The organism is Microbispora sp. H10670 (genome assembly GCF_014161385.1).
Lineage (GTDB): Bacteria > Actinomycetota > Actinomycetes > Streptosporangiales > Streptosporangiaceae > Microbispora > Microbispora triticiradicis.
In genome coordinates this window covers 158,553-184,451 of record NZ_JABBWW010000007.1, presented here as the reverse complement: position 1 = coordinate 184,451, position 25,899 = coordinate 158,553, and the positions used below count along the sequence as shown (strand labels likewise).

The 25,899-nt window shown below is 72.7% G+C and carries 23 protein-coding genes; 14 read left to right on the top strand and 9 right to left on the bottom strand.

Annotated elements, in window-relative coordinates; translation table 11 throughout:
• Positions 1-165 precede the first annotated feature (165 nt).
• From HHX33_RS12970 to HHX33_RS12960, 3 genes are read left to right on the top strand one after another with little or no spacing between them, the layout of a single operon-like run.
• Positions 166-1,284, top strand: a complete 1,119-nt coding sequence (locus tag HHX33_RS12970; protein WP_182874795.1) for an ROK family transcriptional regulator — start codon at positions 166-168, stop codon at positions 1,282-1,284.
• A 16-nt stretch (positions 1,285-1,300) separates the two neighbouring features.
• Complete coding sequence (locus tag HHX33_RS12965) at positions 1,301-1,984, top strand: M15 family metallopeptidase (RefSeq protein WP_182874794.1); 684 nt, start codon at positions 1,301-1,303, stop codon at positions 1,982-1,984.
• A gap of 11 nt (positions 1,985-1,995) precedes the next feature.
• Positions 1,996-3,300 carry an APC family permease gene (locus HHX33_RS12960; protein ID WP_220501760.1) on the top strand — a complete coding sequence of 435 codons (1,305 nt, stop codon included), beginning with the start codon at positions 1,996-1,998 and terminating at the stop codon, positions 3,298-3,300.
• A gap of 8 nt (positions 3,301-3,308) precedes the next feature.
• Here HHX33_RS12960 and HHX33_RS12955 read toward each other — a convergent pair whose 3' ends face one another.
• Positions 3,309-8,531: a DEAD/DEAH box helicase gene (locus HHX33_RS12955; protein WP_182874793.1), complete on the bottom strand. Its 5,223-nt coding sequence runs from the start codon at positions 8,529-8,531 to the stop codon at positions 3,309-3,311.
• A 132-nt stretch (positions 8,532-8,663) separates the two neighbouring features.
• Here HHX33_RS12955 and HHX33_RS12950 point away from each other — a divergent pair, with 132 nt between their 5' ends.
• The 6 genes from HHX33_RS12950 (at position 8,664) to HHX33_RS12925 (ending at position 12,332) form a co-directional block, all read left to right on the top strand.
• A complete protein-coding gene (locus HHX33_RS12950) occupies positions 8,664-9,152 on the top strand; it encodes a VOC family protein (RefSeq protein ID WP_182874792.1) in 489 nt (162 codons plus the stop codon).
• Positions 9,153-9,222: 70 nt separating this feature from the next.
• The gene (locus tag HHX33_RS12945) at positions 9,223-9,417 is read left to right on the top strand and encodes a DUF3046 domain-containing protein (protein WP_117409364.1); all 195 of its coding nucleotides are present in this window, start codon (positions 9,223-9,225) and stop codon (positions 9,415-9,417) included.
• A gap of 195 nt (positions 9,418-9,612) precedes the next feature.
• Complete coding sequence (locus HHX33_RS12940; RefSeq protein WP_182874791.1) at positions 9,613-10,074, top strand: hypothetical protein; 462 nt, start codon at positions 9,613-9,615, stop codon at positions 10,072-10,074.
• Positions 10,071-10,379, top strand: a complete 309-nt coding sequence (locus HHX33_RS12935) for a winged helix-turn-helix domain-containing protein (protein ID WP_117409362.1) — start codon at positions 10,071-10,073, stop codon at positions 10,377-10,379. Before HHX33_RS12940 ends, HHX33_RS12935 begins: the two co-directional genes overlap by 4 nt.
• Positions 10,372-11,250, top strand: coding sequence for an ABC transporter ATP-binding protein (locus HHX33_RS12930; RefSeq protein ID WP_182874790.1), 879 nt, complete (start codon positions 10,372-10,374; stop codon positions 11,248-11,250). The genes HHX33_RS12935 and HHX33_RS12930 overlap by 8 nt, the downstream gene beginning before the upstream one ends.
• Entirely contained in the window at positions 11,247-12,332 is a 1,086-nt protein-coding gene (locus HHX33_RS12925; RefSeq protein ID WP_182874789.1) for an ABC transporter permease, read from the top strand. Before HHX33_RS12930 ends, HHX33_RS12925 begins: the two co-directional genes overlap by 4 nt.
• A gap of 47 nt (positions 12,333-12,379) precedes the next feature.
• Here HHX33_RS12925 and HHX33_RS12920 read toward each other — a convergent pair whose 3' ends face one another.
• The gene (locus tag HHX33_RS12920; RefSeq protein ID WP_117409359.1) at positions 12,380-12,655 is read right to left on the bottom strand and encodes a hypothetical protein; all 276 of its coding nucleotides are present in this window, start codon (positions 12,653-12,655) and stop codon (positions 12,380-12,382) included.
• A 330-nt stretch (positions 12,656-12,985) separates the two neighbouring features.
• Between HHX33_RS12920 and recA the strand changes: the two genes are divergently transcribed.
• From recA to HHX33_RS12900, 4 genes are all read left to right on the top strand, one after another.
• Positions 12,986-14,119 carry a recombinase RecA gene (gene recA, locus HHX33_RS12915; RefSeq protein ID WP_182874788.1) on the top strand — a complete coding sequence of 378 codons (1,134 nt, stop codon included), beginning with the start codon at positions 12,986-12,988 and terminating at the stop codon, positions 14,117-14,119.
• A gap of 8 nt (positions 14,120-14,127) precedes the next feature.
• The gene (locus HHX33_RS12910) at positions 14,128-15,234 is read left to right on the top strand and encodes a regulatory protein RecX (protein ID WP_182874787.1); all 1,107 of its coding nucleotides are present in this window, start codon (positions 14,128-14,130) and stop codon (positions 15,232-15,234) included.
• Positions 15,235-15,523: 289 nt separating this feature from the next.
• Positions 15,524-17,149, top strand: coding sequence for a ribonuclease Y (gene rny / locus HHX33_RS12905; protein WP_182874786.1), 1,626 nt, complete (start codon positions 15,524-15,526; stop codon positions 17,147-17,149).
• A 142-nt stretch (positions 17,150-17,291) separates the two neighbouring features.
• Positions 17,292-17,972: a DUF305 domain-containing protein gene (locus tag HHX33_RS12900; RefSeq protein WP_182874785.1), complete on the top strand. Its 681-nt coding sequence runs from the start codon at positions 17,292-17,294 to the stop codon at positions 17,970-17,972.
• A 29-nt stretch (positions 17,973-18,001) separates the two neighbouring features.
• On the opposite strand, the gene HHX33_RS12895 is transcribed toward HHX33_RS12900, so the two are convergent.
• From HHX33_RS12895 to HHX33_RS12875, 5 genes are all read right to left on the bottom strand, one after another.
• Positions 18,002-18,739 carry a transporter substrate-binding domain-containing protein gene (locus HHX33_RS12895; RefSeq protein ID WP_182874784.1) on the bottom strand — a complete coding sequence of 246 codons (738 nt, stop codon included), beginning with the start codon at positions 18,737-18,739 and terminating at the stop codon, positions 18,002-18,004.
• Between the two features lie 77 nt (positions 18,740-18,816).
• A complete protein-coding gene (locus HHX33_RS12890; RefSeq protein ID WP_182874783.1) occupies positions 18,817-19,692 on the bottom strand; it encodes an amino acid ABC transporter permease in 876 nt (291 codons plus the stop codon).
• The gene (locus HHX33_RS12885; protein WP_117409352.1) at positions 19,689-20,357 is read right to left on the bottom strand and encodes an amino acid ABC transporter permease; all 669 of its coding nucleotides are present in this window, start codon (positions 20,355-20,357) and stop codon (positions 19,689-19,691) included. The genes HHX33_RS12890 and HHX33_RS12885 overlap by 4 nt, the downstream gene beginning before the upstream one ends.
• Before the next feature lie 33 nt (positions 20,358-20,390).
• Positions 20,391-21,230 (bottom strand): glutamate ABC transporter substrate-binding protein, encoded by an 840-nt coding sequence (locus tag HHX33_RS12880; RefSeq protein ID WP_117409366.1) that lies wholly within the window; start codon positions 21,228-21,230, stop codon positions 20,391-20,393.
• Positions 21,231-21,268: 38 nt separating this feature from the next.
• On the bottom strand, positions 21,269-22,024 hold the full coding sequence (locus HHX33_RS12875) for an amino acid ABC transporter ATP-binding protein (RefSeq protein WP_182874782.1): 756 nt from the start codon (positions 22,022-22,024) through the stop codon (positions 21,269-21,271).
• Between the two features lie 175 nt (positions 22,025-22,199).
• Between HHX33_RS12875 and HHX33_RS12870 the strand changes: the two genes are divergently transcribed.
• Positions 22,200-22,844 carry a hypothetical protein gene (locus HHX33_RS12870; RefSeq protein ID WP_182874781.1) on the top strand — a complete coding sequence of 215 codons (645 nt, stop codon included), beginning with the start codon at positions 22,200-22,202 and terminating at the stop codon, positions 22,842-22,844.
• Between the two features lie 34 nt (positions 22,845-22,878).
• On the opposite strand, the gene HHX33_RS12865 is transcribed toward HHX33_RS12870, so the two are convergent.
• Positions 22,879-23,517 (bottom strand): response regulator transcription factor, encoded by a 639-nt coding sequence (locus HHX33_RS12865; protein WP_182874780.1) that lies wholly within the window; start codon positions 23,515-23,517, stop codon positions 22,879-22,881.
• Entirely contained in the window at positions 23,489-25,702 is a 2,214-nt protein-coding gene (locus tag HHX33_RS37170; protein ID WP_182874779.1) for a sensor histidine kinase, read from the bottom strand. The genes HHX33_RS12865 and HHX33_RS37170 overlap by 29 nt, the downstream gene beginning before the upstream one ends.
• Positions 25,703-25,899: the final 197 nt, after the last annotated feature.

Genomic DNA, 25,899 nt, shown 5'->3' with positions numbered 1-25,899 from the left:
TGTCGGCGGGCCGCTCACCTGCTGGAAGGCGCTCTCCTTTCGGTCGGCGCTCATGGCGTCCCGAGGCTGATCGGTTGCCTCCGGGCTGGCTGGCGCTAAACTAACAAGAAACTTTCTTATAAAAAAGCCCGCGTTAGCGGATCGTGACGAGAGGGGAACCAGCCGGTGGCACAACGACCGGGTACGCCTCGGCTGCTACGGCAGATCAACGACCGCGCGGCACTGGAACTCCTCATCACCAGAGGCCCTCTGACCAGGGCCGAGTTGGGTGAGCTTACCGGGCTGTCGAAGGTGACCTCGGGACAGCTCCTCTCGCGCCTGGAGACGCGCGGGCTGGTCACGGCCGCCGGTGAGCGCCCCGGGGGCCGCGGCCCGAACGCCGCGTTGTACGGCGTCAACCCCTCCAGCGCGTACGTCGCGGGCCTGGAGGTGCTGCCGGACAGCGTCACCGCCGCCGTCGCAGACATCACCGGAACGGTCATCGCCCAGGTCACGGTGGACCCGAGCGAGGCGGGCGATCCCGTACGGGTGGTCCACGAGGCCGTCCAGCGAGCCTGCGGGACGGCCGGGATCGAGCTCGCCCGGCTGCGCTGCTTCGTCATCGGCACCCGCGGCGTGGTCGACCCCGCCACCGGCGACGTGCGGTACTCCGTCGACCTGCCCTCCTGGCACGTCGGCATCCTCGCCGGGCTGCGCACGCTGCTGGGCGAGTGCGTGATCATCGAGAACGACGTGAACCTCGCGGCGCTGGCCGAGCAGGCGTACGGCACGGCGCGGGGCGCCGACGACTTCGCGATCCTGTGGACCGGCGTCGGCCAGGGCCTCGGCGTCATGCTGGGCGGCAGGCTGCACCGCGGGATCACCGGCGGCGCGGGCGAGATCGGCTGGCTCCCGGTCCCCGGCGAACCGCTCCCGAGCCAGGTCACCGCGCCCCAGACCGGGTCCTTCCAGCGCCTCGTCGGAGGAGAGGCGCTGTGGAACCTGGCCCGCGCGGCCGTCGCCGCGGGGAACGAGGGGTTCGTCGACAGCCTGGCCGGGCGGCTCGCGGTCGGCGTCGCGGCGGTCTCGGTGGTGCTCGACCCGGGGCTGGTCGTGCTCAGCGGAGACGTCGGCAGGGCCGGGGGACACCTGCTCGCCCGGCGGGTGGAGGAGGCGGTGGCCCGCGTGTGCCCGAGCCGCCCCACGGTGGCGGCGACCGGCGTGGATGGTAATCCCGTACTTATGGGGGCTATCGTCGCAGCACTGGACCGAGCGCGTGAAGAGGTCTTCTCGGACACCGTGTGACGGTAGGTTGATCCCTATGTCCGTTTCCTCTCGTGATCGCTCCGCGCTGCCCGACCCCGCCGCCGGTCTGGTCCTGATCTCGGATCTCCGGGTGACCTCGATCGGCGTGGAGGAGTGCGGCGAGAAACTGAGCGACGTCCGGGGACGGCTGCGGGTCGACGAACGGCTCGCCGATCCGGCCGGGGCCTACGCCCACCTGCGGGAGGGCCTGCTGGCCCGCCTGGAGGAGGCCCAGGACCGCCTGCCGGCGGGGTGCAACCTGGTGGTCGTCGAGGGCTACCGCCCGCCCGCGCTGCAGCGGCGCTACTTCGAGGAGTACAAGGCCGAACTGCGCGCCGCCTTCCCGGACATGCCGGCCGGCGACCTGCACGTCGCCGCGAGCCGGTACGTCTCCCCGATAGAGGTCGCCCCGCACACGGCGGGCGCGGCCGTCGACCTGACGCTCTGCGACGACCACGGGGTGGAGCTCGACATGGGGACGGCCGTCAACGCCACCCCCGAGCAGAGCCGCGGCGCCTGCTACACGGCCGCCGAGGTGGGCGCCGGGGCACGGCGCAACCGCGACGTCCTGAGCGCGGCCCTGGAGGCCTGCGGCCTGGTGAACTACCCGACCGAGTGGTGGCACTGGTCGTACGGCGACCGCTACTGGGCCATGACCCGCCGCGCCCCCGCCGCCCTCTACGGCCCCGTGGAGTTGTAGGGCGATGCGTCGTGAGTGAGGCCACCCACCAGGGCCGGATGACCTTCGGCCACGGCACGGCGATGTACGTGGGAGCCGTCCTCGGCACCGGGGTCATCGCGCTGCCCGCCCTGGCGGCGGAGGCGGCGGGACCGGCCTCGCTGCTCGCCTGGCTGGCGCTCGTCCTGCTGTCGGCGCCGCTGGCCGGGACCTTCGCCGCGCTCGGCGCGCGCCATCCCGACGCGGGCGGGGTGTCCACCTACGCCCGGCTGGCCTTCGGCGAACACGCGGCGGCGGTGGTCGGCTGGTGGTTCTACCTGGCGGTGCCCCTGGGCGCCGTCCCCGCCGCGCTGTTCGGCGCGGCGTACGTCTCCGCCGCGGCCGGGGGCGGGGCGGTGACCACCACCGTGACCGCGGCGGTGCTGATGGCCGTGGTCACCGCGGCCAACGCCGTCGGACTCCAGGTCAGCAGCAGGTTGCAGCTCGTCCTGGCGGGGCTGCTCGTCCTGCTGCTGGTGGTGTCGGTCGGGCTGTCGCTGCCGCACGCCGACATGGGCAATCTCCGGCCGTTCGCCCCGCACGGCTGGACGGCCGTCGGCTCGGCGGGGGCGCTGCTCGTCTGGAGTTTCGCGGGCTGGGAGGCGATCACCCATCTCGCCGGCGAGTTCCGCCGCCCGCGACGCGACCTGCCGAGGGCGACCGGGGCGGCGGTCGTCATCGTCGGGGTGCTGTACCTGCTGGTGGCCTTCGCCACCGTCACCGTCCTCGGGCCCGGCGTGGCCCGGACCGAAGCGCCGCTGGGCGAACTCATGGCACTCGGCCTGGGCGGCAACGCCCGCTGGCTGGCCGCCGGGGCCGCGGTGCTGCTGACGCTCGGCGCCATGAACGCCTACTACGCCGGGGCGGCCAAACTGGGCGCCGCCCTTGGCCGGGACGGAGCGCTGCCCCGGGCGCTCGCCGGAGGCAGCATGGCGGGCGAGGTGCCCCGCCGCAGCCTGGCCGTCCACTCGGCGTTGTCGTTCGTCGCGCTGGCCGTCGTGGTCGCCACGGGGGTGGGCGCCCAGCCCGTCGTGCTGCTCACCACCGGCTCCTTCGTGGCGGTGTACGCGCTCGGCGTCGCCGCCGCGCTCAAGCTGCTGCCCAGACGCGGCATGGGCCGGGCCGCGGCGATGACGGCCATGGTCGCGGTGGCCGCGCTGCTTCTCATGTCCGGCCCCTACCTTCTGTGGCCGCTGGCGGTCGCCGGCGCCGCCCTGCTGTACCTGCGGCTCAACCGGAGGCGCCGGGCGGCTCGGGTGGAGGAGGACCGGCCTGCGAGCGTGGCGGAGCCGGGCTAGGACGGCGGTCAGCCGCGGATGCGCAGACCACGCGGGGTGGGGTGGAACCCGGCGGCCTCCAGGGCCTCCGCCAGGGGCGAGCCGGTGATCGAGGCGCCGTCGGCCCGTTCGACGGTGAGCTTGCCCAGCGCGCCCCGCCGTACGGAGACGGCGAGGGCCTGCACGGCCGGGCGCAGGTCCTCCCCAGAGCCGTAGGAGAGCAGGGTCTTGCCGCCACGCTCGACGTAAAGGACGAGGGAGCCCTCCACCAGCACCACCAGCGCGCCCGCCTTGCGGCCCGGCTTGTGGGTCACGTCGTCCGCGCGGTCGGGCCAGGGCAGCGCGGCGCCGTACGGGTTGGCCGGGTCGGCCGCGGCCAGCACGACCACCGGCCGGGGCGGCGGCGGGGCCGGGACCGACCACAGGTCCTCCTCCGGCGAAAGCCCCGGCGAGGGGGATGACGGGGAGGACGACGGGGAGGACATGGCCCGCATCCGGTCCACCGCGCCAGGAAGGGCGAACTGGGCGCCGCCCAGCCCTTCGACGAAGTAGCCGCGGCGGCACCGGCCGCTCTCCTCGAAGGCGCGCAGCACCTGGTAGACGGCGGAGAATCCGCCGGGCAGGCGTTCGGCCGTGACGCCGCCCCTGGTCAGCACCCCGTGCCGTTCGAGCAGCACCTCCGCCTGGGCGTGCGCCCGCTGGGTGCCGTCGCCCGCCGGCGCGGGGAGCGGCCACCATCGGCCGCTCACGGTCGGCGGGCCGCTCCTGGTGGGCAGGACGGCCCGGCGGCGCCTGGTCGCGGCCGGACGGTGGGCGGGCCTTCCGGTGCCCAGCGCCGAGCGGAGCGGAGCCAGCGTGTCCCCGGTGACGCGGCCCGCCCAGACGAGGTCCCACAGCGCGGCGGACAGGGTCAGGTCGTCCGGCGGCCCGTTCGCGGTGAGGCCCTCGCCGGGCGCCGGGGTGTCCGCGGCCGACCGGCCGAGGATGCGGGCCCGGCGGGACGCCGCGGCGTCCGGACCGGTGCCGGCCGCGCCGCCCGCCCCGCATGCGGCCGCCCCTATCCGGTTGGACAGCTCGCGGAAGAACAGCGCCCCGCCGCCGCCGAGGATCTCCAGGATCCCCTCGTGCAGTGGGGTCATGGTGATCTCCGCCGGCGCGGGCAGCAGCAGCGGTGCGGTGTCGGCGAAGTAGAGCGAGACCCAGCCGTCCCCGCCGGGCAGCGAGCCCTGGCCCGCCCAGACGACCTCACCGGACGAGGTCAGCTCGTCGAGCAGGGCCGGGGAGTATCCGGGCACCCGAGCGGGCAGCACCAGCGACTCCAGGGCCGAGGCGGGGACCGCCGCTCCCTGCAGCCGTTCGATCGCGCTGATCAGCGTGTCCATCGCCCGCGCGGACCCCTGGACCTCCGGCCGCCCCTGCCGTGGTGGGCCGGGAGGTCCGCCGGGGCCCGGGTGGCCGGTGCCGCCGTCGTACCCGACGGGACGGCCGCCGCTCGTCGTGATGCTCTGCGGTGCGATCCCGTGCCAGGCGGGCAGGAAGGCGGCCAGAACCTCGGGCGGAACCGGCTCCACCTCCTTGCGGAGCCGGGCGAGCGACCGGCGCCGCAGGAGCCGCAGCACGTCCGCGTCGCACCACTCCTCGCCCCGGCCGCCGGGCCGGAACTCGCCCGAGACGATCCTTCCCGACCCGGCGAGGCGGCGCAGCGCCTCGTCCGCCACCGCGACGCCGACCCCGAAGCGGGCGGCGGCGGTCCCGGACGAGAACGGGCCGCGGGTGCGGGCGTGCCGGGCCACCAGGTCGCCCAGCGGGTCGGCGGCGGGCCTGCCGGGACCGCCGGAGCCGTGCGCACCGCCGGTCGGCGGCGGCTCAAGGAACTGGTGCGGCACGCCCACGGGCAGCGGCACGCCCAGGGCGTCACGCAGCCGCCAGGCGTCCTCGACGGCGGCCCACTGCTCATGACCCGCCACGCGCACCCGGATGGCCCTGCGCACCCGCTCCAGGTCCGCCAGCCACGCCGGGTCGCCCTCGCGGATCGAGACGTCCTGGGCGAGCAACGGGCCGTGCGAACGCAGCAGGTCCGCGAGGTCCTCGGCGTCCCGCAGCGGCCTGTCGAGCCGGGCCAGTTCCCGCTCGGTCTCCGCGAGGACGTCGGGGTCGAGCAGCTCCCGAAGATCGGCCTGCCCCAGCAGCTCGGCCAGGAGCGCGGTGTCGAGGGCCAGCGCCTGGGCCCGCCGCTCCGCCAGCGGCGCGTCGCCCTCGTACATGAAGGCGCCGATGTAGTTGAACAGCAGCGACGCGGCGAACGGGGACGCCTGGGAGGTCTCCACCTCGACCACCCGCACCCGGCGGGCGGCGACGTCACGCAGGAGCCCCACCAGGCCGGGAACGTCGAAGACGTCCTGCAGGCACTCGCGCATCGTCTCCAGGACCACCGGGAAACCGGCGTACTTGCTCGCCACGCCCAGCAGGTGGGCGGCCCGCTGGCGCTGCTGCCACAGCGGCGTGCGCCTGCCCGGAGAGCGCCGGGGGAGCAGGAGGGCGCGCCCGGCGCACTCCCGGAAGCGGGAGGCGAACAGCGCGGAGCCGCCCAGCTCCTCCACCACGATCTGCTCGATCTCGTCGGCGTCGAAGACCGCCACGTCGGTCGGCCCGTCCTCGAAGGTGTCCGGGACGCGCAGCACGATGCCGTCGTCGGAGTGGACGGCCTGGACGTCCGCGCCGTACCGCTCCCGCAGGCGGCGCCCGATCGCGAGCGCCCACGGCGCGTGCACCCGCGCGCCGTAGGGGGAGTGGAGCACCACCCGCCAGTCGCCCAGCTCGTCGCGGAAGCGCTCCACCACCAGCGTGCGGTCGTCGGGCACGTATCCCGTCGCCTCCCGCTGTTCCGTCAGGTAGGAGAGGAGGTTCCCGGCGGCGTACTCGTCGAGGCCGGCCGCGCGGACGCGTTCGAGCGCCGCTCGGGCGTCGCCCTTGCCGCCCGCCCCTGCCGCCGACAGCTCCCGGAGGAACGCGCCGATGGCCCGGCCCAGCTCCGCGGGGCGGCCCGGCGCGTCGCCGTGCCAGAACGGCAGTTTGCCCGGCCGGCCGGGAGCGGGGGAGACCAGCACGCGGTCGGCCGTGATGTCCTCGATCCGCCAGGAGGTCGCGCCCAGCACGAACACGTCGCCGACGCGGGACTCGTAGACCATCTCCTCGTCCAGCTCGCCCACCCGCGAGGCCTTGTCGCCGACCAGGAACACGCCGAACAGCCCCCGGTCGGGAATCGTGCCCCCGTTGGTCACCGCCAGGCGCTGCGCCCCCGGACGGCCGTGAAGGGTCCCGGTCACCCGGTCCCACACGACGCGCGGCCGCAGCTCAGCGAACTCCTCGCTCGGATAACGCCCGGCCAGCATGTCGAGCGTCGCCTCCAGCGCGGTGCGCGGCAGCGTGGCGTACGGCGCGGCCCGGCGCACCAGCGCCTCCAGCGAGTCGACGGTCCACTCGTCGAGCGCGGTCATCGCGACGATCTGCTGCGCCAGCACGTCGAGGGGGTTGCGCGGGTAGCGGAGCTCCTCGATCCGCCCGGCGCGCATGCGCTCCGCCACGACCGCCGTCTGGACCAGGTCGCCCCGGTACTTGGGGAAGATCACACCCCTGGACACCGCGCCGACCTGGTGCCCGGCGCGGCCGATGCGCTGCAGCCCGCTGGCCACGCTGGGCGGCGCCTCCACGCAGGCCACCAGATCGACCGAGCCCATGTCGATGCCGAGCTCCAGGCTGGAGGTGGCGACCACCGCGGGCAGCCGGCCCGACTTCAGCGCCTCCTCGATCTGGGCGCGCTCCTCCTTGGAGACGGAGCCGTGGTGGGCCCGCACCACCTCGGGGATCGCGCCGCCCGACACGCCCGCCTGCGCCATGAACTCCGACGGCATGACCCCCGGACCTGGCAGTCCGGGTGCCGGCATCCCGGGTCCCGTGAGCCCGGGTCCAGTGAGCCCCGGTCCCGGCAGCGCAGGTCCCGTGACGCCCGGTCCCGCAGGTCCGATTCCCGTGGGTCCCGGTCCCGAAGGCCCGGCTTGCCCGGCCGGAGGAGCGGCCTGGCCGTGGTCTGGTCCGTCGCGGCGGCCGGACCACTGCGCGTGCAACCGCTCGAAGGCCTCCGACCAGTGGGCCGGATCCGCCCCGTCCGTGCCCCCGTCTGTGGCCTGACCTGTGTCTCCACCTGTGCCTCCACCGGCGGCGGAGGAGGCCTGCCGTTCCCAGGCGAGCTCGTTGAGCCGGGTGCACAGCCGCTCGGACAACCGTCGTGAGTTGGCGAAGACGATCGTGGACCGATGGGCCTGGATCAGGTCGAGCAGGTGCTCCTCGACATGCGGCCAGATGCTCCGCCGGTGCTCCGCCGGCTCGCCCTCGGCGCCGGGAGGGGGCGGCGCGAGCTCGGTCATGTCCTCGACCGGCACCACGACGTCGACCTCGATGACCTTCTCGGCGGGCGGCTGCACGACGGTGGCCGGACGCGTCCCGCCGAGGAAGGCCGCCACCTCCTCGACCGGGCGCACGGTCGCCGACAGGCCGATGCGCTGGGCCGGCGCGGGCAGCAGGGCGTCGAGCCGCTCCAGCGTGAGCGCCAGGTGGGCCCCGCGCTTGGTCGACGCGACGGCGTGGACCTCGTCCACGATCACGGTCTGCACACCGCGCAGCGCCTCGCGCGCCTGCGAGGTGAGGAGCAGGAACAGCGATTCGGGCGTCGTGATCAGGATGTCCGAGGGCCGGGCCGCGAAACGGCGCCGCTCCTCGGCCGCGGTGTCGCCGGAGCGGATCGCCACCGATATGTCGGGGGCCGGCAGCCCCATCCGCAGCGCCGTCTGCCGGATGCCGGTGAGAGGGGCGCGCAGGTTCCGCTCCACGTCGACCGCCAGGGCCTTCAGCGGTGAGACGTACACGACACGACAGGGACGCGCCGGTTCCCCGGCCTTCGCCCGGCCGCCCGCGCCCCCGGAGCGCCGGTCGGGCGATCCGCCGTGCCGGTCCCGCGCGCCCGCCGTCTCGCCCCGGCCGGTCGCGTGCTCGACGGCCAGCCGGTCGATCGCCCACAGGAAGGCCGCGAGAGTCTTGCCCGACCCCGTGGGGGCGACCACGAGTGTGTTCTCACCACGGGCGATCGACGACCACGCGCCCTCCTGCGCCGAGGTCGGCGTCGCGAACGCCCCGGTGAACCACTCCCTGGTCACCGGGCTGAAGCCGTCGAGCGCACCCACCCGCCCATCATGCATCGCCCCACCGACAGAAAACGCCACGCCGCCTGGTCGCGGTGGCCGCCCGCCCGCGGCACGGGTGGAACGGGACGTGCCACGATCAGGCGACCGGGGGCATGACGAGCGCAAAACAGGACAATCTTCTTGAGTATGGAAATCGACTACGCGGCCGTCGAGGTGGCGCGCACCCGCATCCGGGAGCGCTACCTCGGCGAACGCCGTGCCGCAAGCAGCGCGAGGGGCCTGCACCACTTCGCGTTGATCTCATCCGACGTCGAGCGGACCATCCGCTTCTATCACGAACTCCTCGAGTTCCCGCTGACCGAGATCTTCGAGAACCGCGACTACCGAGGGTCGAACCACTTCTTCTTCGACATCGGCAACGGGAACCTGCTGGCCTTCTTCGACCTCCCCGGACTCGACCTGGAGCCGTACAAGGAGGTTCTCGGCGGCCTCCACCACATCGCGATCTCCGTGGAGCGGGAGACGTGGGAGCGCCTGCGCGGCAAGCTCGACGCGGCCGGCGTGCCGTACCAGGAGGAGAGCGGCAGCTCGATCTACTTCCGGGACCCGGACGGCGCTCGCCTGGAACTCCTCGCCGACCCCCTCGGCGAGATGTACGGCGCCCGCGTGATGTGACGGGACGGGCGCGGCGTCACGGTCGCCGAGGGCGGTGAGGCCATTCCGCCTGGGGGGCCATACTGAACGCATGCGCCTCACCGACTTCTGGAACAGGATGCGCCGCCACTTCGGCGAGGCGTACGCGGAGTCGTGGGCCAAGGACTACGTCCTCGCCGGTCTCGGCGGGCGCACCGTCGAGCAGGCCCTCGCCGAAGGCGTGGCGGCGAAGCAGGTCTGGCAGGCCGTCTGCCAGGCGGTCGACGTCGACCCCAAGTTACGCTGACGCACTGCCGCGCGGCATCGGCGTCGCACCGCTGAACAGGCCGCGGGCCCGCACCAACATCGGCCGCCACCCCCACCTCCTCCTCCTCTTCGCGATCACGCCACTCTCCCAGCGGTTCCAGTCGCCCATGGCAAGTACTTGAACGCCGGTTGAGCGGTTGCTATCGTGTTGATCGGATGAATGGGGAGGAAGCGCATGAGCGGAGATCACTTCACTCCCGACGAGGCTCTCCGGGAGATCGGGCGGGTGGACCGGCAGGTCAGGCGGTCCGCTCGCGGCCCCGGGCGGGCGTACCTGCTCGTGGGGCTGGCCACGATGGTCTACTGGCCGGTGATGTTCCTCGGCGGCGGCGTGTGGCCGTTGATCGGCGGGCTCGGGTGGATCGCGCTGACGGTGGCACTCTGCGTGTACTGGGCCAGGCTGCGGGTCCACGACCGGCTGCTGAAGCGGGTCAGGAAGCCCGTCGAGACGGCGTACGTGGTGACGATGGCGCTGCCGTTCGTCTACGGCGTCTGGCTGATGCCGCCCACCCTCACGGTGGGATCGACAGTGGTGCTGTTCGCGCTGTCGGTGCTCGCCGGACTGCCCCTGGTGTACGGCGGGCTCCTCCTGATGAGGGACTCGCCCGCGGGGGCCCCGCTGACGAGGGACCGATGACCGCGCACCCGCGTCACGAGCTCGACGAGATCATCCACGCCCCGGTGCGGCTGTCGATCGTGGCGGCGCTGGCCGCCGCCGAGAAGGCCGATTTCCGCTTCCTCCGCGACACGATCGAGGTCAGCGACTCACTGCTCAGCAAGCACGTCCTCACGCTCGAAGAGGCCGGCTACGTCCGCGTGGAGAAGACCTTCGTCGGCAAGCGGGGGCGCACCTGGCTCTCGCTGACCGAACGGGGACGGGCGGCGTTCGAGAACTACATGGACGTGCTCCGGCGAATCATGGAGGCAACCCCCCGTGCTTGAGATCGACGGACTGCGCAAACGCTACGGAGACAAGACCGCCCTCGACGGGGTCGGCTTCACCGTACGGCCCGGCGAGATGTTCGGCTTCGTCGGCGCCAACGGCGCGGGCAAGACGACGACGATGCGCATCGTGATGGGCGTGCTCGGCGCCGACTCCGGGGAGGTGCGGCTCGACGGGCGTCCGCTGGGTTACGACGACCGGCGCGCGTTCGGCTACATGCCGGAGGAACGCGGCCTCTACCAGAAGATGAAGGTCGCCGAGCAGATCGAGTACTTCGGCCGGCTCCACGGCCTCGCCCCGGCCGCCACCCGCACCGCCACGGACGCCCTGCTCGAACGGCTCGGCCTGGTCGAGCGGCGCGACGACGCGGTCGAGGCGCTGTCGCTCGGCAACCAGCAGCGCGTGCAACTCGCGGTCGCGCTCGTCCACGAGCCGACGGTGCTGATCCTCGACGAGCCCTTCTCCGGCCTCGACCCGCTGGCGGTCGACGCGCTGGCGGAGGTGCTCAAGGACCGCGCCGCCGAGGGCGTGCCGGTCATCTTCTCCAGCCACCAGCTGGAGCTGGTCGAACGGCTCTGCGACTCGGTCGGCATCATCTCCGCGGGCCGGATGGTCGCGTACGGCCCGGTCGCCGAGCTCCGGGAGCGGGAGGGCCGCGGGGTGCTGCGCGTCGTGGTCCGGGACGCCGCGCCCGGGTGGGCCGACGGCCTGCCCGGCAGGATCGCCCGCGAGGGCGACCGCGACGTCCTGCTCTGCGAGGAGGCAGACGACCAGGCCGTCCTCCGTACGGCGATGGGCGCGGGGACGGTCGAGCACTTCGGGCGGCGGCAGCCGACCCTCACCGAGATCTTCAGGGAGGCGGTGGCATGAACGGGCTGTTGCTGGTGGCCCAGCGGGAGGTCCGCACGCGGATCCGGACGAAGTCCTTCCTGATCAGCCTGGCGATCAGTGCGATCCTGGTGGCCGCGCTGGCGTTCCTGCCGAAGGCGCTCGGCGGCGACGGCACCTTCGACGTCGGTGTGGTGGGCCCGGCCCCCGCGCCCGTCACCCAGCTCTCCTACTCGCGGTATCCGGACGAGGCGGCCGCGCGGAAGGCGGTGATCGGCGGAGACGTCGACGCGGCCCTGATCGGCGGTGACAGGGTCATCGCGAACGGCGAGCTCGACCAGCGGCTGGGGCTGATCCTCGAAAGCGTCCACCGGGACGAGCAGATCAGGGCCGCCGGGGTCACGGTCACGCCGCTGCGGGTGGAGTCGGTCGGCGCCGACGCGCGGTACCAGGGTGTGCGCACCGGCATCGCCACGCTGCTCGTGATGGTGCTGTTCTTCCTGTTCATCTACTCCTCGATGTACGTCGCGATGGGCGTGGTGGAGGAGAAGGGCAGCCGGATCGTGGAGATCCTGCTGACCTCGGTGCGCCCGTGGCAGCTGCTGGGCGGCAAGATCGTCGGGCTGGGCGTCCTGGGGCTGGTCAACCTCGTCGTCGTCGTCGCCGCCGGGCTGGCCGCGTCGGCCGCGACCGGCTTCGCGGCCGATCTGCCGCCGGGAATGGGCGGGATCGTCGTCAGCGCGCTGGTCTGGTTCGTGCTGGGCTACGCGTTCTTCGCCGTGCTCGCGGCCACCTTCGGCTCGCTGGTGTCGAGGCAGGAGGAGCTGAACACGGTGCTGACGCCGATGACCACGCTCATGATGCTGACCTACGTGACGGCCTACTTCGCCGCCGTCCAGCCCACCGGCACGGTCGCGCGCGTCCTGTCGCTCGTGCCGCCGTTCTCCTCCATGGTCATGCCCGTACGGACGGCGGCCACCGGCGTTCCCCTGGGAGAGATTCTCATCGCCGTGGTGCTCATGATCGTGGCGGTCGTGGGCGTGCTGCTGTTCGCCTCCCGGGTGTACCAGCGCGCGGTGCTCCGTACGGGCGCCCGGGTCAGGCTGGGCGAAGTCCTGCGCTGACCGCGTACGGGACCGGGCTCGGCGGGTCCCGGCGAGGTCCCGGCGGGTCAGAGCGGCCGGGTGAGCGTCGAGTGGATCGTCTCGGCCGCGCGGCCGGGATCGTCGGCGCTCTCCTGTCCGCCCGGGGCCCACAGGAACACCCAGCCCTCCCCGGAGGGGATCGCGAAGACGATCGTCTGCCTGCCGGTCTCCGGGTGCCAGACGGAGAGGACGGGGGTGTCCCCGCCGATCAGCCGGGCGGCGAGGCCGTAGCCGGGGAGCCGGGCGGCGAGTGCCTCCAGGTAGGCCAGGCGCTGCCTGCCAAAGTCGCCGGTGCCCGTCACGAGGCCCCCTTCGCGGGAGATCCAGCTTTGTTACAAGGATCGTCGCAGGTCAACGGGACGACAACCATGAACGGGTAACGCCCGGGAATGTAACGCCGCCGGGAACTCCGGCCGGTTTCCCGACACCGGCGGCGGTTCCTCATGTGATCGAACAGTCGTTCGGCTATATTGGTCTGGTCGCCCACAGGGTGCGCGCCGCGCGCGGCGCCCGGACGCGGCGGACCGCCGCACCCGCCCTTCGGGCGGTGTGCGGGAAGCTCAGGAAAATGTCGGTCGCACCCCGTAGCTTTTCGGTGACCGAGCAGACGACCACCCTCCAGGGGGCACCCAATGGCAATCAACGACCGCGAGAAGGCCCTTGAGACCGCCCTCGCGCAAATCGAGCGGCAGTTCGGCAAGGGCAGCGTCATGCGTCTCGGAGACGACGCGCGTGCCCCGATCGAGGTCATCCCCACCGGCGCCATCGCTCTCGACGTGGCTCTCGGCATCGGCGGCTTCCCCCGGGGCCGGATCGTGGAGGTGTACGGTCCGGAGTCCTCCGGTAAGACGACGGTCGCCCTGCACGCCGTGGCCAACGCCCAGAAGGGCGGCGGCATCGCCGCCTTCATCGACGCCGAGCACGCCCTCGACCCCGAGTACGCGAAGAAGCTGGGGGTCGACGTCGACGCGCTGCTCGTCTCCCAGCCGGACACCGGTGAGCAGGCCCTTGAGATCGCCGACATGCTGATCCGCTCCGGCGCCGTCGACATCATCGTGATCGACTCCGTGGCGGCCCTCGTGCCCAAGGCGGAGATCGAGGGCGAGATGGGCGACAGCCACGTCGGTCTCCAGGCCCGCCTCATGTCGCAGGCGCTGCGCAAGATCGCCGGCGCCCTGAACCAGACCCGGACGACCGCCATCTTCATCAACCAGCTCCGCGAGAAGATCGGCGTGATGTTCGGAAGCCCCGAGACCACCACGGGTGGCAAGGCGCTGAAGTTCTACGCGTCGGTGCGGCTGGACGTGCGCCGGATCGAGACGCTCAAGGACGGCACCGAGCCGGTCGGCAACCGGACCCGGGTGAAGGTCGTCAAGAACAAGATGGCCCCGCCGTTCCGCCAGGCCGACTTCGACATCCTCTACGGCATGGGCATCTCCCGCGAGGGTGGTCTGATCGACATGGGCGTCGAGCACGGGTTCGTGCGGAAGGCGGGCGCCTGGTACACGTACGAGGGCGACCAGCTCGGGCAGGGCAAGGAGAACGCCCGCAACTTCCTGAAGAACAACCCCGACATCGCCAACGAGATCGAGAAGAAGATCAAGGAGAAGCTGGGGGTCGGGCCGCGGCTCGACACGCCGAACGAGACTCCCGCCGCTCCGGCCGCCGCCGCGCCCGCGGCCACATCGGGCCGAGCGACCGCGTCCGCGTCCGCGTCGGGCCGGGGCAGCAAGGCGGCCGCCGCGCCCAAGCCGGGTGACGTCTGAGCGCAGGCATGAGGCGCGACGAGCCCTCCGGCCCGGACGACGAGTTCGGGCCGCGGGACTGGAACTCGGGACCCTGGGGGCCGGTCGAGGAGTCGGCCGGTCCGGCCGACGACGCGTCCGCGACGATCGCCGCCCTGCGGGCGCAGATCCGCAGGCGTGAACGACGAGCCCCGGACGGCTCCGGCGGCTCCGGCAGCACTGACAGCTCCGGCAGGACTGACAGCTACGGCAGCACTGACGGCTCCGGCGACGCTGACGGCTCCGCCGGCTCTGGTGGGTTCGACCTCCGGGACCAGGACGGCACGGAGCGGGACGGCGCCGGCCGGGCCGCCGGGTCCGGGCGGCGCCGTCAGGGGCGCGGCAGGAGGCGGGAGAACCGGCGAGCGCCGGAAGGCTGGGAAGCACGGGCAGATCAGGGAGCCTGGGAAGCGCCTGACCCGGAAGCGCTGGATCGGCGAATGCCCGGGGACCGGGAAGCGCCGGGAGGTCGAGAAGCGCGCGGAGGCCAGGGAACTCGCCGAGGCCGGAGGGCGCGGGGCGAGCGGCGTGAGCGGTCCGGCGGGTGGCTGCCCGACGGGCCGCGGGAGGGCAGCACGGCGAGTGAGGGGCCGCCGGCCGACCCCGAGGCGGTGGCCAGGGCCATCTGCCTGCGGCTGCTGACGATGGCGCCCAGGACCCGGGCCCAGCTCGCGGACGCCCTGCGCAAGCGGGACGTGCCCGAGGAGGCGGCGAACGCCGTGCTGGAGCGGTTCTCCGAGGTCGGGCTCATCGACGACGAGGCGTTCGCCGCCGCGTGGGTGACCTCCCGGCACGCCGGACGCGGCCTGGCCCGGCGCGCGCTGGCGCAGGAACTGCGGCGGCGCGGCGTCGCCGAGGAGACGGTCGAGGACGCCCTGGAGCGGCTCGATCCCGACGAGGAGACCGAGACGGCGCGCAGGCTGGTGGAACGCAAACTGGCCGGTACGCGCGGGGTGGAGCCGCAGGCGCGCATGCGGCGGCTGGTCGGCATGCTGGCCCGCAAGGGCTACTCACCCGGCCTGGCGTTCCGCATCGTCCGGGAGGCGATCGAGGCCGAGGGCATACCCTCCGATGGGCTTCCCGACAGCTTCGAGTGAGCTATAGCACCATGCAAAAGTCGCTTGACAGGGCATCTTTGCTTGCTCGTTACCTCTCTGACGCTTAATCTCGACCGCAGTGAGGAGTTACTCCGCGCAGCGCGGATTGCCATAACGGTGAACCACGACGGACGAGGACTTTGGCCGGCCTTCGGGCCATATCGGCCACCCTTCGGGGTGTCCGGGCGATGTGACGATATTTGTCCTGGTGACGCCACCGGGCTCTGCCGTGCTGCGCGCGTGTGACCCCTGCCATGAGGTTGTCGTGAGGCGATAGGGGTGAGCGCGCATGGACACGATCGTGATCGTTCTTGCGGTTGCGGTGGTGCTGCTGGCTCTCGTGATGATCGCCGCCCTTGTCATAGTCGTACGCCGCACCGCCGGAGTCGCCGCGCCGTCCGGTCCCTCACCCGAGCAACTCGCCGAGGTCAAGGCCGAGGTCAACGAGGAGCTCGAACGGGCCCGGCGGGAGGCCGAGGAGATCCGTACGAAGGCGGAGCGGGACGCGGGGGAGATCCTCCAGAAGTCCGAGTCGCTCGCCGAGAGCGCGGCGCTCACGCGCAAGGAGGTCGAGGAGGAGGCGCGCCTCCTCAAGACCGAGCTCAAGGAGCTGCGCTCCGACCTGGAGCGGCGGGAGAACCGGCTGGCCGAGCGTGAGCAGCGGCTCGACGAGGAGGCGCGCAGGCAGGCCGAGCGGGCCCGCAAGCTGGCCGAGACCGAGACGGAGCTGGCCGACCGCCGCGAGGACCTGGAGCGGGTGGCCGAGCGGCGCAAGGAGATCCTGGAGCGGGTCGCGGGCCTGACGGCCGATCAGGCCAAGACCGAGCTGGTCAAGGAGATCGAGAACCAGGCCAAGCGCGAGGCGGCCCTGATCGTCCGGGAGATCGAGAGCGAGGCCCGCAAGGAGGGCGAGAAGCGCGCCTGCAAGATCGTGACCCTCGCCGTGCAGCGGGTCGCCACCGAGCAGACGGCCGAGTCGGTCGTGAGCGTCCTCCACCTCCCCGGCGACGAGATGAAGGGCCGCATCATCGGCCGCGAGGGCCGCAACATTCGGGCCTTCGAGTCCACCACCGGCGTCAACCTGATCATTGACGACACGCCCGAAGCGGTGCTTCTGTCGTGCTTCGACCCGGTTCGCCGGGAAACGGCCAGGCTGACGTTGGAGAAGCTCGTGCTCGACGGGCGCATCCATCCCCAGCGCATCGAGGAGGCTCACGAGCGCAGCAAGGCCGAGGTGCGGGACCTGTGCGTACGCGCGGGAGAGGACGCCCTGGTCGAGCTGGGCATCACCGAGATGCACCCCGAGCTGGTCACCCTGCTCGGGCAGTTGCGCTACCGCACCTCCTACGGCCAGAACGTGCTCAAGCACCTGATCGAGTCGGCGCACATCGCCGGGATCATGGCAGCCGAGCTGCGGCTCGACCGCGATCTCGTCAAGCGGTGCGCTCTCCTGCACGACATCGGCAAGGCGCTCACGCACGAGGTCGAGGGCAGCCACGCGATGATCGGCGCGGAGATCGCCCGCCGGTACGGCGAGCACGAGGACGTCGTCCACGCCATCGAGGCGCACCACAACGAGGTGGAGGTCAGGACCGTCGAGGCCGTCCTCACCCAGGCCGCCGACGCGATCAGCGGCAGCCGGCCCGGCGCCCGGCGCGAGTCCCTTGAGGCGTACGTGAAGCGGCTGGAGCGCCTAGAGGAGATCGCCCAGTCGTACGACGGGGTGGACAAGGTGTTCGCCATGCAGGCGGGCCGGGAGATCCGCGTCATGGTCCGGCCCGACAACGTCGACGACATCCAGGCCCAGGTGATCGCCCGGGACGTCGCCAAGCAGGTCGAGGAGGAGCTGACCTACCCCGGTCAGATCCGCATCACCGTGGTCCGCGAGTCCCGCGCCACCGAGTTCGCCCGATAACCCCGGCCGCCGCGGCGGGGAAGCACCGTCGGCGCGGCCTTTGGTGGGCACTAACCGGATATGGGGCGAATGTGCTATACCCCTACGTATCCTCCGGTTTCGCCGGTGTTCCCCAGCCCCCCGAGCAAGCGAGCGTACGGTCATGATCTCCTCCACCCCGTACCGGGGGCTCCTCGTGCTCGCGCTGGCGGCCACCGCGATCAGTGCCTGCACGGCGGAGACGGAGGCCCCCAGGGCCTCCCGGACTCCCGCGGTGAACATCGTGCAGCCGGGAGCGCCGGGCCAGGGCAGCAAGGTCCTGCCGGCCGGCGAGGTGCCGCGCTCCGAGGGCCAGGAGTACACCGACGCCGACGTGCGGTTCATGCAGGGGATGATCCGGCATCACTCCCAGGCCCTGCGCATGACCGCGCTCGTCGCCGGCCGCAGCGAGAGCAAGGACCTTCCCCGGTTGGCGAAGCGGATCGAGATCTCCCAGCAGGACGAGATCGACCAGATGGTGCGCTGGCTCAGGGCCCGGCTCCAGCAGGTGCCCAGCGTGGGCTCCGGCGCCGGGCACGACCACGGCGGCGGGGAGCCCATGCCGGGCATGCTCACCGACGCGCAGTTCGCCGAGCTGGAGCAGGCCAAGGGGGCGCGGTTCGACCGGCTCTTCTACGAGGACATGATCCAGCACCACATGGGCGCGCTGACGATGGTCGAGCGGCTCTTCGGCGACGGGGGAGGCGGCGAATCGGAGATCAACCAGTTCGTCACCCACGTCGACGGGGACCAGCGCATCGAGGTCGACCGGATGCGCACCCTCCTCGCGCAGCTGAAGGGATAGCCGGCGGCGTACGGCCGCCGATCGCACCGTCACCGGTCCAGGGACGGGGGCGTGGTGTAGCGGGTGGCGAGGACGCCGAGCTGGTCGATGACGGCCCGGTTCCAGCTGCCGTCCTCGAACATCCGGCGCAGCGCGTCGTTCACCTGGTCGCGCAGGGCGGCCGTGCTGGTGGCGATGCCGTACTTCTCGGTGGACAGCGGCCTGCCGCTGAACCGGAACCTGCCGGGATACCGCGCCGACAGCCCGGCGAGCACGGGCGCGTCGGCCACGATGGCGTCGGTGCCGCCACGGGCGAGCAGCGGAGCGCAGGCTGCGGGCAGGTTCGCCTCGGCGAGGAAGAACCGCCGCCAGCGGGCGCCGAACCTCGCCACGAGCGGCGCGGCGGACTCCCGGGTGGCGCAGACCCGCTTGCGGGCCAGGTCGCGGGGCCGTCTGATCGACAGATCGTCGGCCCGGACGAGGACGTCGGTGCTGGTGACGAGGTACGGTCCGGCGATCGGCCGGGAGCCCGCCGGGCCGGTGACACCGACGACGAGGTCCGCGTCTGCCGTGCCGGCCGTGTAGACGATCTGGTCGTCGCGGTAGCCCAGGGCCCGGGCCACGTAGTGCGCGACCTCGACGTCGAAGCCGCCGAAGTGCCCGTCGGGCATCCGGGTGACCAGCCCCGGCTGCTCCGGGCGCACACCGATCACCAGCCTGCCGTCGCCCCCGCACCCCGCGAGGCATCCGGCCGCCAGGACGCCGATCACGGCGAGGCCACGCCACACGCGCTCAATATCGAGGTCGCGTACGCGCCGCCGCCAGCAGCGACACGGCAAAACTCCCTTGACCCGGGAGCGCGGGCTCAGCGGACGAAGGCGACCTCGCCGCCCGCCTGTTCGGCGGCGGCCGGATCGGCCGTGACCTTCCTGCTGCGCCGGCTGCGCCGTTCCAGCCAGGCGGCGAGATAGCCGAGCGCCAGGTTGATCGCGATGTAGACCGCCGCGATGACGATGACCGACGGGATCAGGTTGGCGTAGTTGGCCGGCACGACGCGGGCGCCCGCGTTGAGCAGGTCGGCGTACGCCACGACGAACCCGAGCGCGGTGTCCTTGAGCAGCACCACGAGCTGGCTCACGATGGCGGGCATCATCGCGGTGACCGCCTGCGGCAGCAGGATCAGCCGCATCACCTGGTTCTTGCGCAGGCCGATCGCGTAGCCCGCCTCGGCCTGGCCGCGCGGCACCGCCAGGATGCCCGCACGGACGATCTCGGCCAGGACCGACCCGTTGTAGACCGTGAGACCGAAGACCACGGCCGTGAACTCGGTCACGACCAGCCCGGCCAGGCTCCCGCCGTACTGCGCGAAGAAGATCAGCATGAGCACCGGGACCGCGCGGAAGGCCTCGACGACCACCGCGGCCGGGATCCGCACCCAGCGGTGGTCCGACAGGCGGGCGATGCCGAACACGGCCCCGAACAGCAGCGCGAGCACCGCGGCGAGCGCGGCGGCGACCAGCGTGTTCAGCAGTCCGGGCAGGATCAGCTCGGTCCAGGTGTCGGCCCGGAGGAACGGCTGCCACAGCTCGCCCTTCCACTGGCCCTTCTCGTCGAACTTCGTCCAGACGAAGTACGCGACCAGCAGCAGGACGACGCCGAACGCGAGGGTCAGCGCGTTGTTGCGCAGGCGGGCGCGCGGGCCCGGGACGTCGTAGAGGACGGTGGCGCCGCGCTCGGTCATCGGACCACCGCCAGGCGCCGCGCCAGCCGGCCGGACAGCAGGTTCAGGGGGAGGGTCAGCACGACGAACCCGGCGGCGAAGCCGAGGAAGATGGGGATGATCGCGTCTCCGTGGGCGTCGAACAGGTTCTTCATCCGCAGCGCGGCCTCCATGACGCCGATCGCCGCGGCGACCGTCGTGTTCTTGACCAGCGCGTTCAGCAGGCTCCCGAGGGGTGCGATGACCGTGCGCACCGCCTGGGGGAGGATCACCAGGCGGAGCGTCTGCAGGAACGTCAGGCCGATCGCGCGGGCCGCCTCCGCCTGGCCGAGGGGCACGGTGTTGATCCCGGCCCGCACGACCTCGCAGACGAAGGCGGAGGTGTACGCCGACAACCCGATGATCGACAGCCAGAAGCTGTTGAGCGACAGGTCGTCGGAGAACTGGACGTCCATCACCGTGCCCAGGCCGAGGCCGCAGAACACGATGATCAGCGTGAGGGGCGTGTTGCGCAGCACGTTGACGTACAGAGCGCCCGCCCCTCGCAGCACCGGCAGCGGGCTCACCCGCATGGCGGCCAGCGCGATCCCCCAGACCAGCGAGATCAGCCCGCTGACCACCGTGAGCTTCACCGTCAGCCAGAACGCGCCGAGGATGACGGGAAGCTCGTCGACCACGGCCTCCACCGCCGGCCTCCTTCCAGTGCCGCTGTCGGTGTCCTAGTACCGGTCGACGGACGGCGGCGTCGTGAAGTACTTGCCGAACTCGCCGAGGTTCGTGTCGATGGCCTTGCGCCAGCTTCCGTCCTTGAAGAACTTCTCGATGGCGTTGTTGATCGCGTCGCGGCCGGCCTTGTCGTCCAGCTTGAGGCCGATGCCGTACCTCTCCTCGCTGAACGGCTGGCCGATCAGCTTGAACTTGCCGGGGAACTGGGCGGCGAACCCGGCGAGGATCGTGGCGTCGGTGGAGATGGCGTCGACCTGCTTGTTCTCCAGCAGCGGCAGGCAGGCGCCGTAGCCCTGCTGCTGGGTGAGGTTCTTGGACTCCCAGTCGGGGCCGAACTTCTCCGCGAGCCGCTTCGGCGACGACGATCCCTGCGCGCCGCAGACCTTCTTGTCCTTGAGCGACTCGACCCCGGTGATCGAGGTGTCGTCGGCGCGGACGAGGATGTCCTGCCCGGTGACGAGGTACGGCCCGGCGAAGGAGATCTTCTTCTTCCGCTCGTCGGTGATCGAGTAGGTCGCGATGACCATGTCGACCTGGCCCTGCTGGATGAACGGCTCGCGGTTGGCCGACTGGGCCTCCTTGAACGTGATGCCGCTCTCCGGCACGCCGAGCTCCTTGGCGACGTACTTCGCCACGTCGACGTCGAACCCGGCGTAGCCGCCGTCGGGCTTCTTCAGTCCCCAGCCCGGCTGGTCGATCTTGACGCCGATCACGAGCTTCTTGTCGTCCTTCGCCTTGTCGACGATCGAGCTCGCCCCCGAACCGCCGCAGGCCGTCAGGCCGGTGGCCAGGGCGGCAAGCGCGAGCAAGCCGGCTGCGAATCGCATCCGCATCACCTTTCGCTTCTTGTGGAGCATGTCGTGAGCTGGGATCAGTGCGTGAGGATCTTGGAGAGGAAGTCGCGGGCGCGCTCGGTGCTCGGCTTGGTGAAGAACTCCGAGGGCGACCCCTCCTCGACGATCTGGCCGTCGGCCATGAACACGATGCGGTTGGCCGCCCGGCGGGCGAAGCCCATCTCGTGGGTGACGACCATCATCGTCATGCCGTCCCTGGCCAGGCCGACCATCACGTCGAGCACCTCCTGGACCATCTCCGGGTCGAGGGCCGAGGTGGGCTCGTCGAAAAGAATCATCTTGGGGTCCATGGCCAGCGCGCGGGCGATGGCCGTCCGCTGCTGCTGGCCGCCGGACAGCTGGGCGGGATACTTCGCCGCCTGCGAGGCGATACCGACCCGTTCGAGCAGTTCCATGCCCCGCTGCTCGGCCTGCTGCCGGGGGATCTTCCGCACCCTGGTCGGGCCGAGCGTGACGTTCTCCAGGATCGTCTTGTGGGTGAAGAGGTTGAAGGACTGGAACACCATCCCGACCTCGGAGCGCAGCCGGGCCAGCGCCCTGCCCTCCGCGGGCAGTTCCCGCCCGTCGAACACGATGCTACCGGAGTCGATGGTCTCCAGCCGGTTGAGCACCCGGCACAGCGTGGACTTGCCGCTGCCGGACGGGCCGATGACGACGACCACCTCGCCCCGGGCCACGCTCAGGTCGATGTCCTTGAGCACGTGCAGGGGACCGAAGTGCTTGTTGACTCCCTCCAGCCTGACAAGCGGATCGGAACCACTGATCTCCGTCATGGTCAACAACGTAGGGGCGTCAACGTCGCGCCGTCACTAACGGGCCGGTACCGAATAGATCACATCCCGGCTGCTCAGGACATCACTCCCGGTTTGTCCGGACGGTCCGCCCCATGCGGCCCGGGACGCGGTCCCGGTTGGCTCCTGCCGATCCTCTTGTCGCATAGGAGCGCAGATGCTGAAAAATCCGGATCTGTTCAGGAAGACCGTCGCGGCGGCGGCCATGCTGGCGTGGCCCGTCCTGCTCGGCCTGGCCTTCGTGACCTCGCCGCCGGGCACCGAGCACGACCCCGCCGTGTTCCGCGCGAGCCCCGTACAGGTGCAGACCAGCGCGCTGCTGTTCCAGTGGGCGACCGTCTGCCTGGTTCCGGTGGTCCTCGGGCTCGCCCATCTGCTGCGCCACCGCGCGCCGCGCACCGGCAACATCGGCGCGGCGGTCGGCCTGACCGGCGCGGTCACCGCCGCCTGCCTGTTCATGACCGACTTCTACGACCTGGCGCTGGCGCTCAGCCTCCCGGACGCCCAGGCCGCCCGGGTGACCGAGGTGGCGGGCGCGCTCGGCGGCTTCGTGTACGGCGTCCTCCTGCCGGGCTTCCTCACCCACGTGGGCCTGCTGGTGCTCCTGACGGGCCTGGCGGCGGTGCGGCGGGCGCCGTGGTGGGTCCCGGTGGCGGCGCTCGTGGGGATCTGCGGGCCGTTCCTCACGCTCGGGCAGCCGCCGGCCGTCCAGGCCATCGGGTCGCTGTTCCACCTCGCCGCCTTCGGCACGGTCGCCCTGAAGGTCCTGCGCATGCCCGTCGAGGACTGGCGGGCCGCCTGAGCGCCCGCCTCCCAGGAGCGCTGCCGGGAGCCCGTCAGAGGCCCGACTCCCTGGCCCGCATGATCGCCTCGGCCCGGTCGGCCACGCGCAGCATCGCGAAGACGCTGGACACGTGGTTGCGCACGGTCTTCTGGCTCAGCCCGAGCCGGGCCGCGATCTGGACGTTCGTCAGGTGGCCGGCGACCAGGCCCAGGATCTCCCGCTCACGCGGGGTGAGCTCGGGGAAGCTGGGCTCGGGCGTCCTGCCGAGGCCGGAGAAGTAGCCCATGAGCCGTCCGGCGAGGGCGGGGCCGAAGATCGCCTCGCCCTCGGCCACGGCCCGGATCGCCCGTACGAGCTCGGCCCGCCGCGCGCCCTTGAGCACGTACCCGCGCGCGCCCGCGCGCACCGCCGCGAAGACCGCGTCGTCGTCGTCCGCCATGCTGAGCACGAGGACCCGCACGTGCGGGTGGTCCCTGGTGATCCGCTCGGTCGCGGCCACCCCGCCCATGCCGGGCATGGCGAGGTCCATCAGCACGACGTCGGGCTGCACGCGGGGAAGGAGGGCGAGGGCCTGCTCGCCGCTGGCCGCCTCGTCGGCGACCTCCGTCTCCTCCACCGGCCGCAGGAGCGCGCGGAGCCCCGCCCGGAAGGCCGCGTGGTCGTCAACCAGCAGCACGCGGATCGGCTCCATCGCCCGCCTCCCATCCCGACCCCCGGACCGTGTCCGGCATCGTGTCTGGCACCGTGTCTGGCACCGTGTCCGGCATCGTGTCTGGCACCGTGTCCCGCGCCGTGTCCCGCGCCGTGTCCCGCGCCGTGTCCGGCACTGTGCCCCCCGCCGTGCCGGGGGCGGTGTCACGGGTGACGTTCTGGACCGGGAGGCGGGCCAGCACCCGCGTCCCGCCCCCGGGCCGCGGGCCGATGTCGCAGGTGCCGCCCAACTCGGCCGCCCGCTCGCGCATCGACGCCGTGCCGACCCCGGACCGGGTGGACGCCGGGTCGCCGGCGTCCACCGCGTGCGGCTCACCGCCCTCGTCGGCCACCTCCACTTCGAGCACGCCCGGGTGGTCCCCGCCCGCCATGCCGAGCCGTACGCGCACCCGCCCGGCCCCGGCGTGGCGGCGCGCGTTCGCCAGCGCCTCGGCCGCGATCCGGTACGCCGCCACCTCAACGGCGGCGGGCAGCGCCGGAAGGGTCCCGTCGATCTCGACGCCGACCTCGGCGCCGGGCAGCCGGGCCGCGTGCGACCTGATCGCCCCGGCCAGGCCCAGCGTGTCGAGGGCCGGCGGCCGCAGCCCCTCCACCAGCGTCCGTACGTCGGCCATCGCCGTGCGGGCATCCGTCATGATCTCTTCGAGCATCGCCAGGGCGTCCGGATCGTCCACCATGTCCTGCACGGCCTCCGCCCGCATGGTCAGCGCGGCCAGGGTCGGCCCGAGGCCGTCGTGCAGGTCGCGCCGCAGCCGCCGCCGTTCCTCCTCACGCGCCGCCACGAGCCGTTCGCGTGAGCGCTGCAGGTCGGCCGACAGCCGCACGGCGTGCACGGCGATCCCGGTCTGCCGGGCGAGGTCGGCGAGGACCCGGCGGTCCCTCCCGTCGAGTCCGCTCTCGCCCGGGCGCGGAGAGAGGACCAGGTCGCCCACCGGCTCGCCCCGGTGCGCGAGCGGCAGCCGTACGGTGCCGGGCGAGGGCACGCCGTAGGCGTGGGTCGGCCCGCCGGCGACCTCGACCGCGACGTGCGGCAGGCGCAGCGCCTCCGCCACCGACCGGGCCGCCGCGGCGAGCACCGCACCCGGCTCCGCCGCCTCCTCCAGGCGCCTGCCCAGCAGGGCCAGCGCCGCGTACGGATCGTCCCGCCTGCCGTACATCACGAGGTTGACGGCGCGTTGCAGCCGCTCGCGCAGCGGCGCGAAGACGACGGCGACCACCCCGGCGGCGGCCACCGACACCGGCAGCCCGCCGGCCGCGCGGAACACCGCGCCGAGATAGGTGACCACGAGCACGTAGCCGCCGAAGACACACGCCGACAGCAGCACGTAGACGAGCGTGCGGTTGATCACGAGGTCGATGTCGAACAGGCCGTGCCGCAGCACCGCGACCGCGGCGGCGGCCGGCAGCAGGCAGGCCGCGAACGTCCCCATGACCTCCCAGAACGCGCTGGTGACGGGCCAGATGGAGCGCGGGTCGCCGTCGGTGAGCCCCGCGGCCAGCCGGCCCGCGACGATCAGCCCGGCGAGCCCGGCGGCGTACGCGAGCCACTTGAGCTGGGCCCGTTCGCCGGCGTCACCGCGCCGGGCCCGCCGTACGAGATCGCCCGCGCCCGCGAGGAACAGCGCGCCCATGAGCGCGGTCGTCAGCGGCTCGACGAACGGGGCGACGGCGGCGAGCGCGGGCACCGCGAGGGGGTTGGGCAGCGGCGTGCCCCAGCCGATCTGGTGGCTCGGGCCGGGCAGGAGGGCGCTGACCGCGGTCATCACGGCGGCGACCGCGGCGAGCACCCACAGGGCCGCCCGCCACCCGGGCGACGACGGCCGTCCCGACGGGAAGAACGCCGGCACGGCGGCGACCGACAGGTTGGCGGGAACCCACAGCCACGTCTGCGGCCAGGCCATCGGGCCCGCGAGCGGCAGCCCGGCCAGCGCGTAGTGCCCGGTCGCGTCCAGCAGCGCGAAGCACAGCCCGCAGGCCGCCATCAGCCATCCGACGGCGTTGCCCGGACGGGCGGCGGCGATCAGGCCCCCGACCACCGCGCAGACGGCGACGGAGAGAAGGTGGTTCTGGGGGAACAGCCCGGCGCCGTTCCGGTGGCCCAGCACCAGGGCCGCGGCGACCAGGAGCAGGCTCAGCGCGCAGACCGCCCACGCCGTACGCCGCACCGCCCGCCTCCTTCGCGCCTCCGCGCCTCCGGAGCGCACCCCGCCTCCTTCGCGCGCCTCCGGCGCACGCCCCGCCTCCGCGCGCCTCCGGCGCGACCACTGGATCGGGCTCAGGCTAGCGACCGATATGCCCGGACGAATAGGACAATGTCCCAGGACGTCCTACGACGCCGGAAGCCGTTCGCCGGACGGTGTCG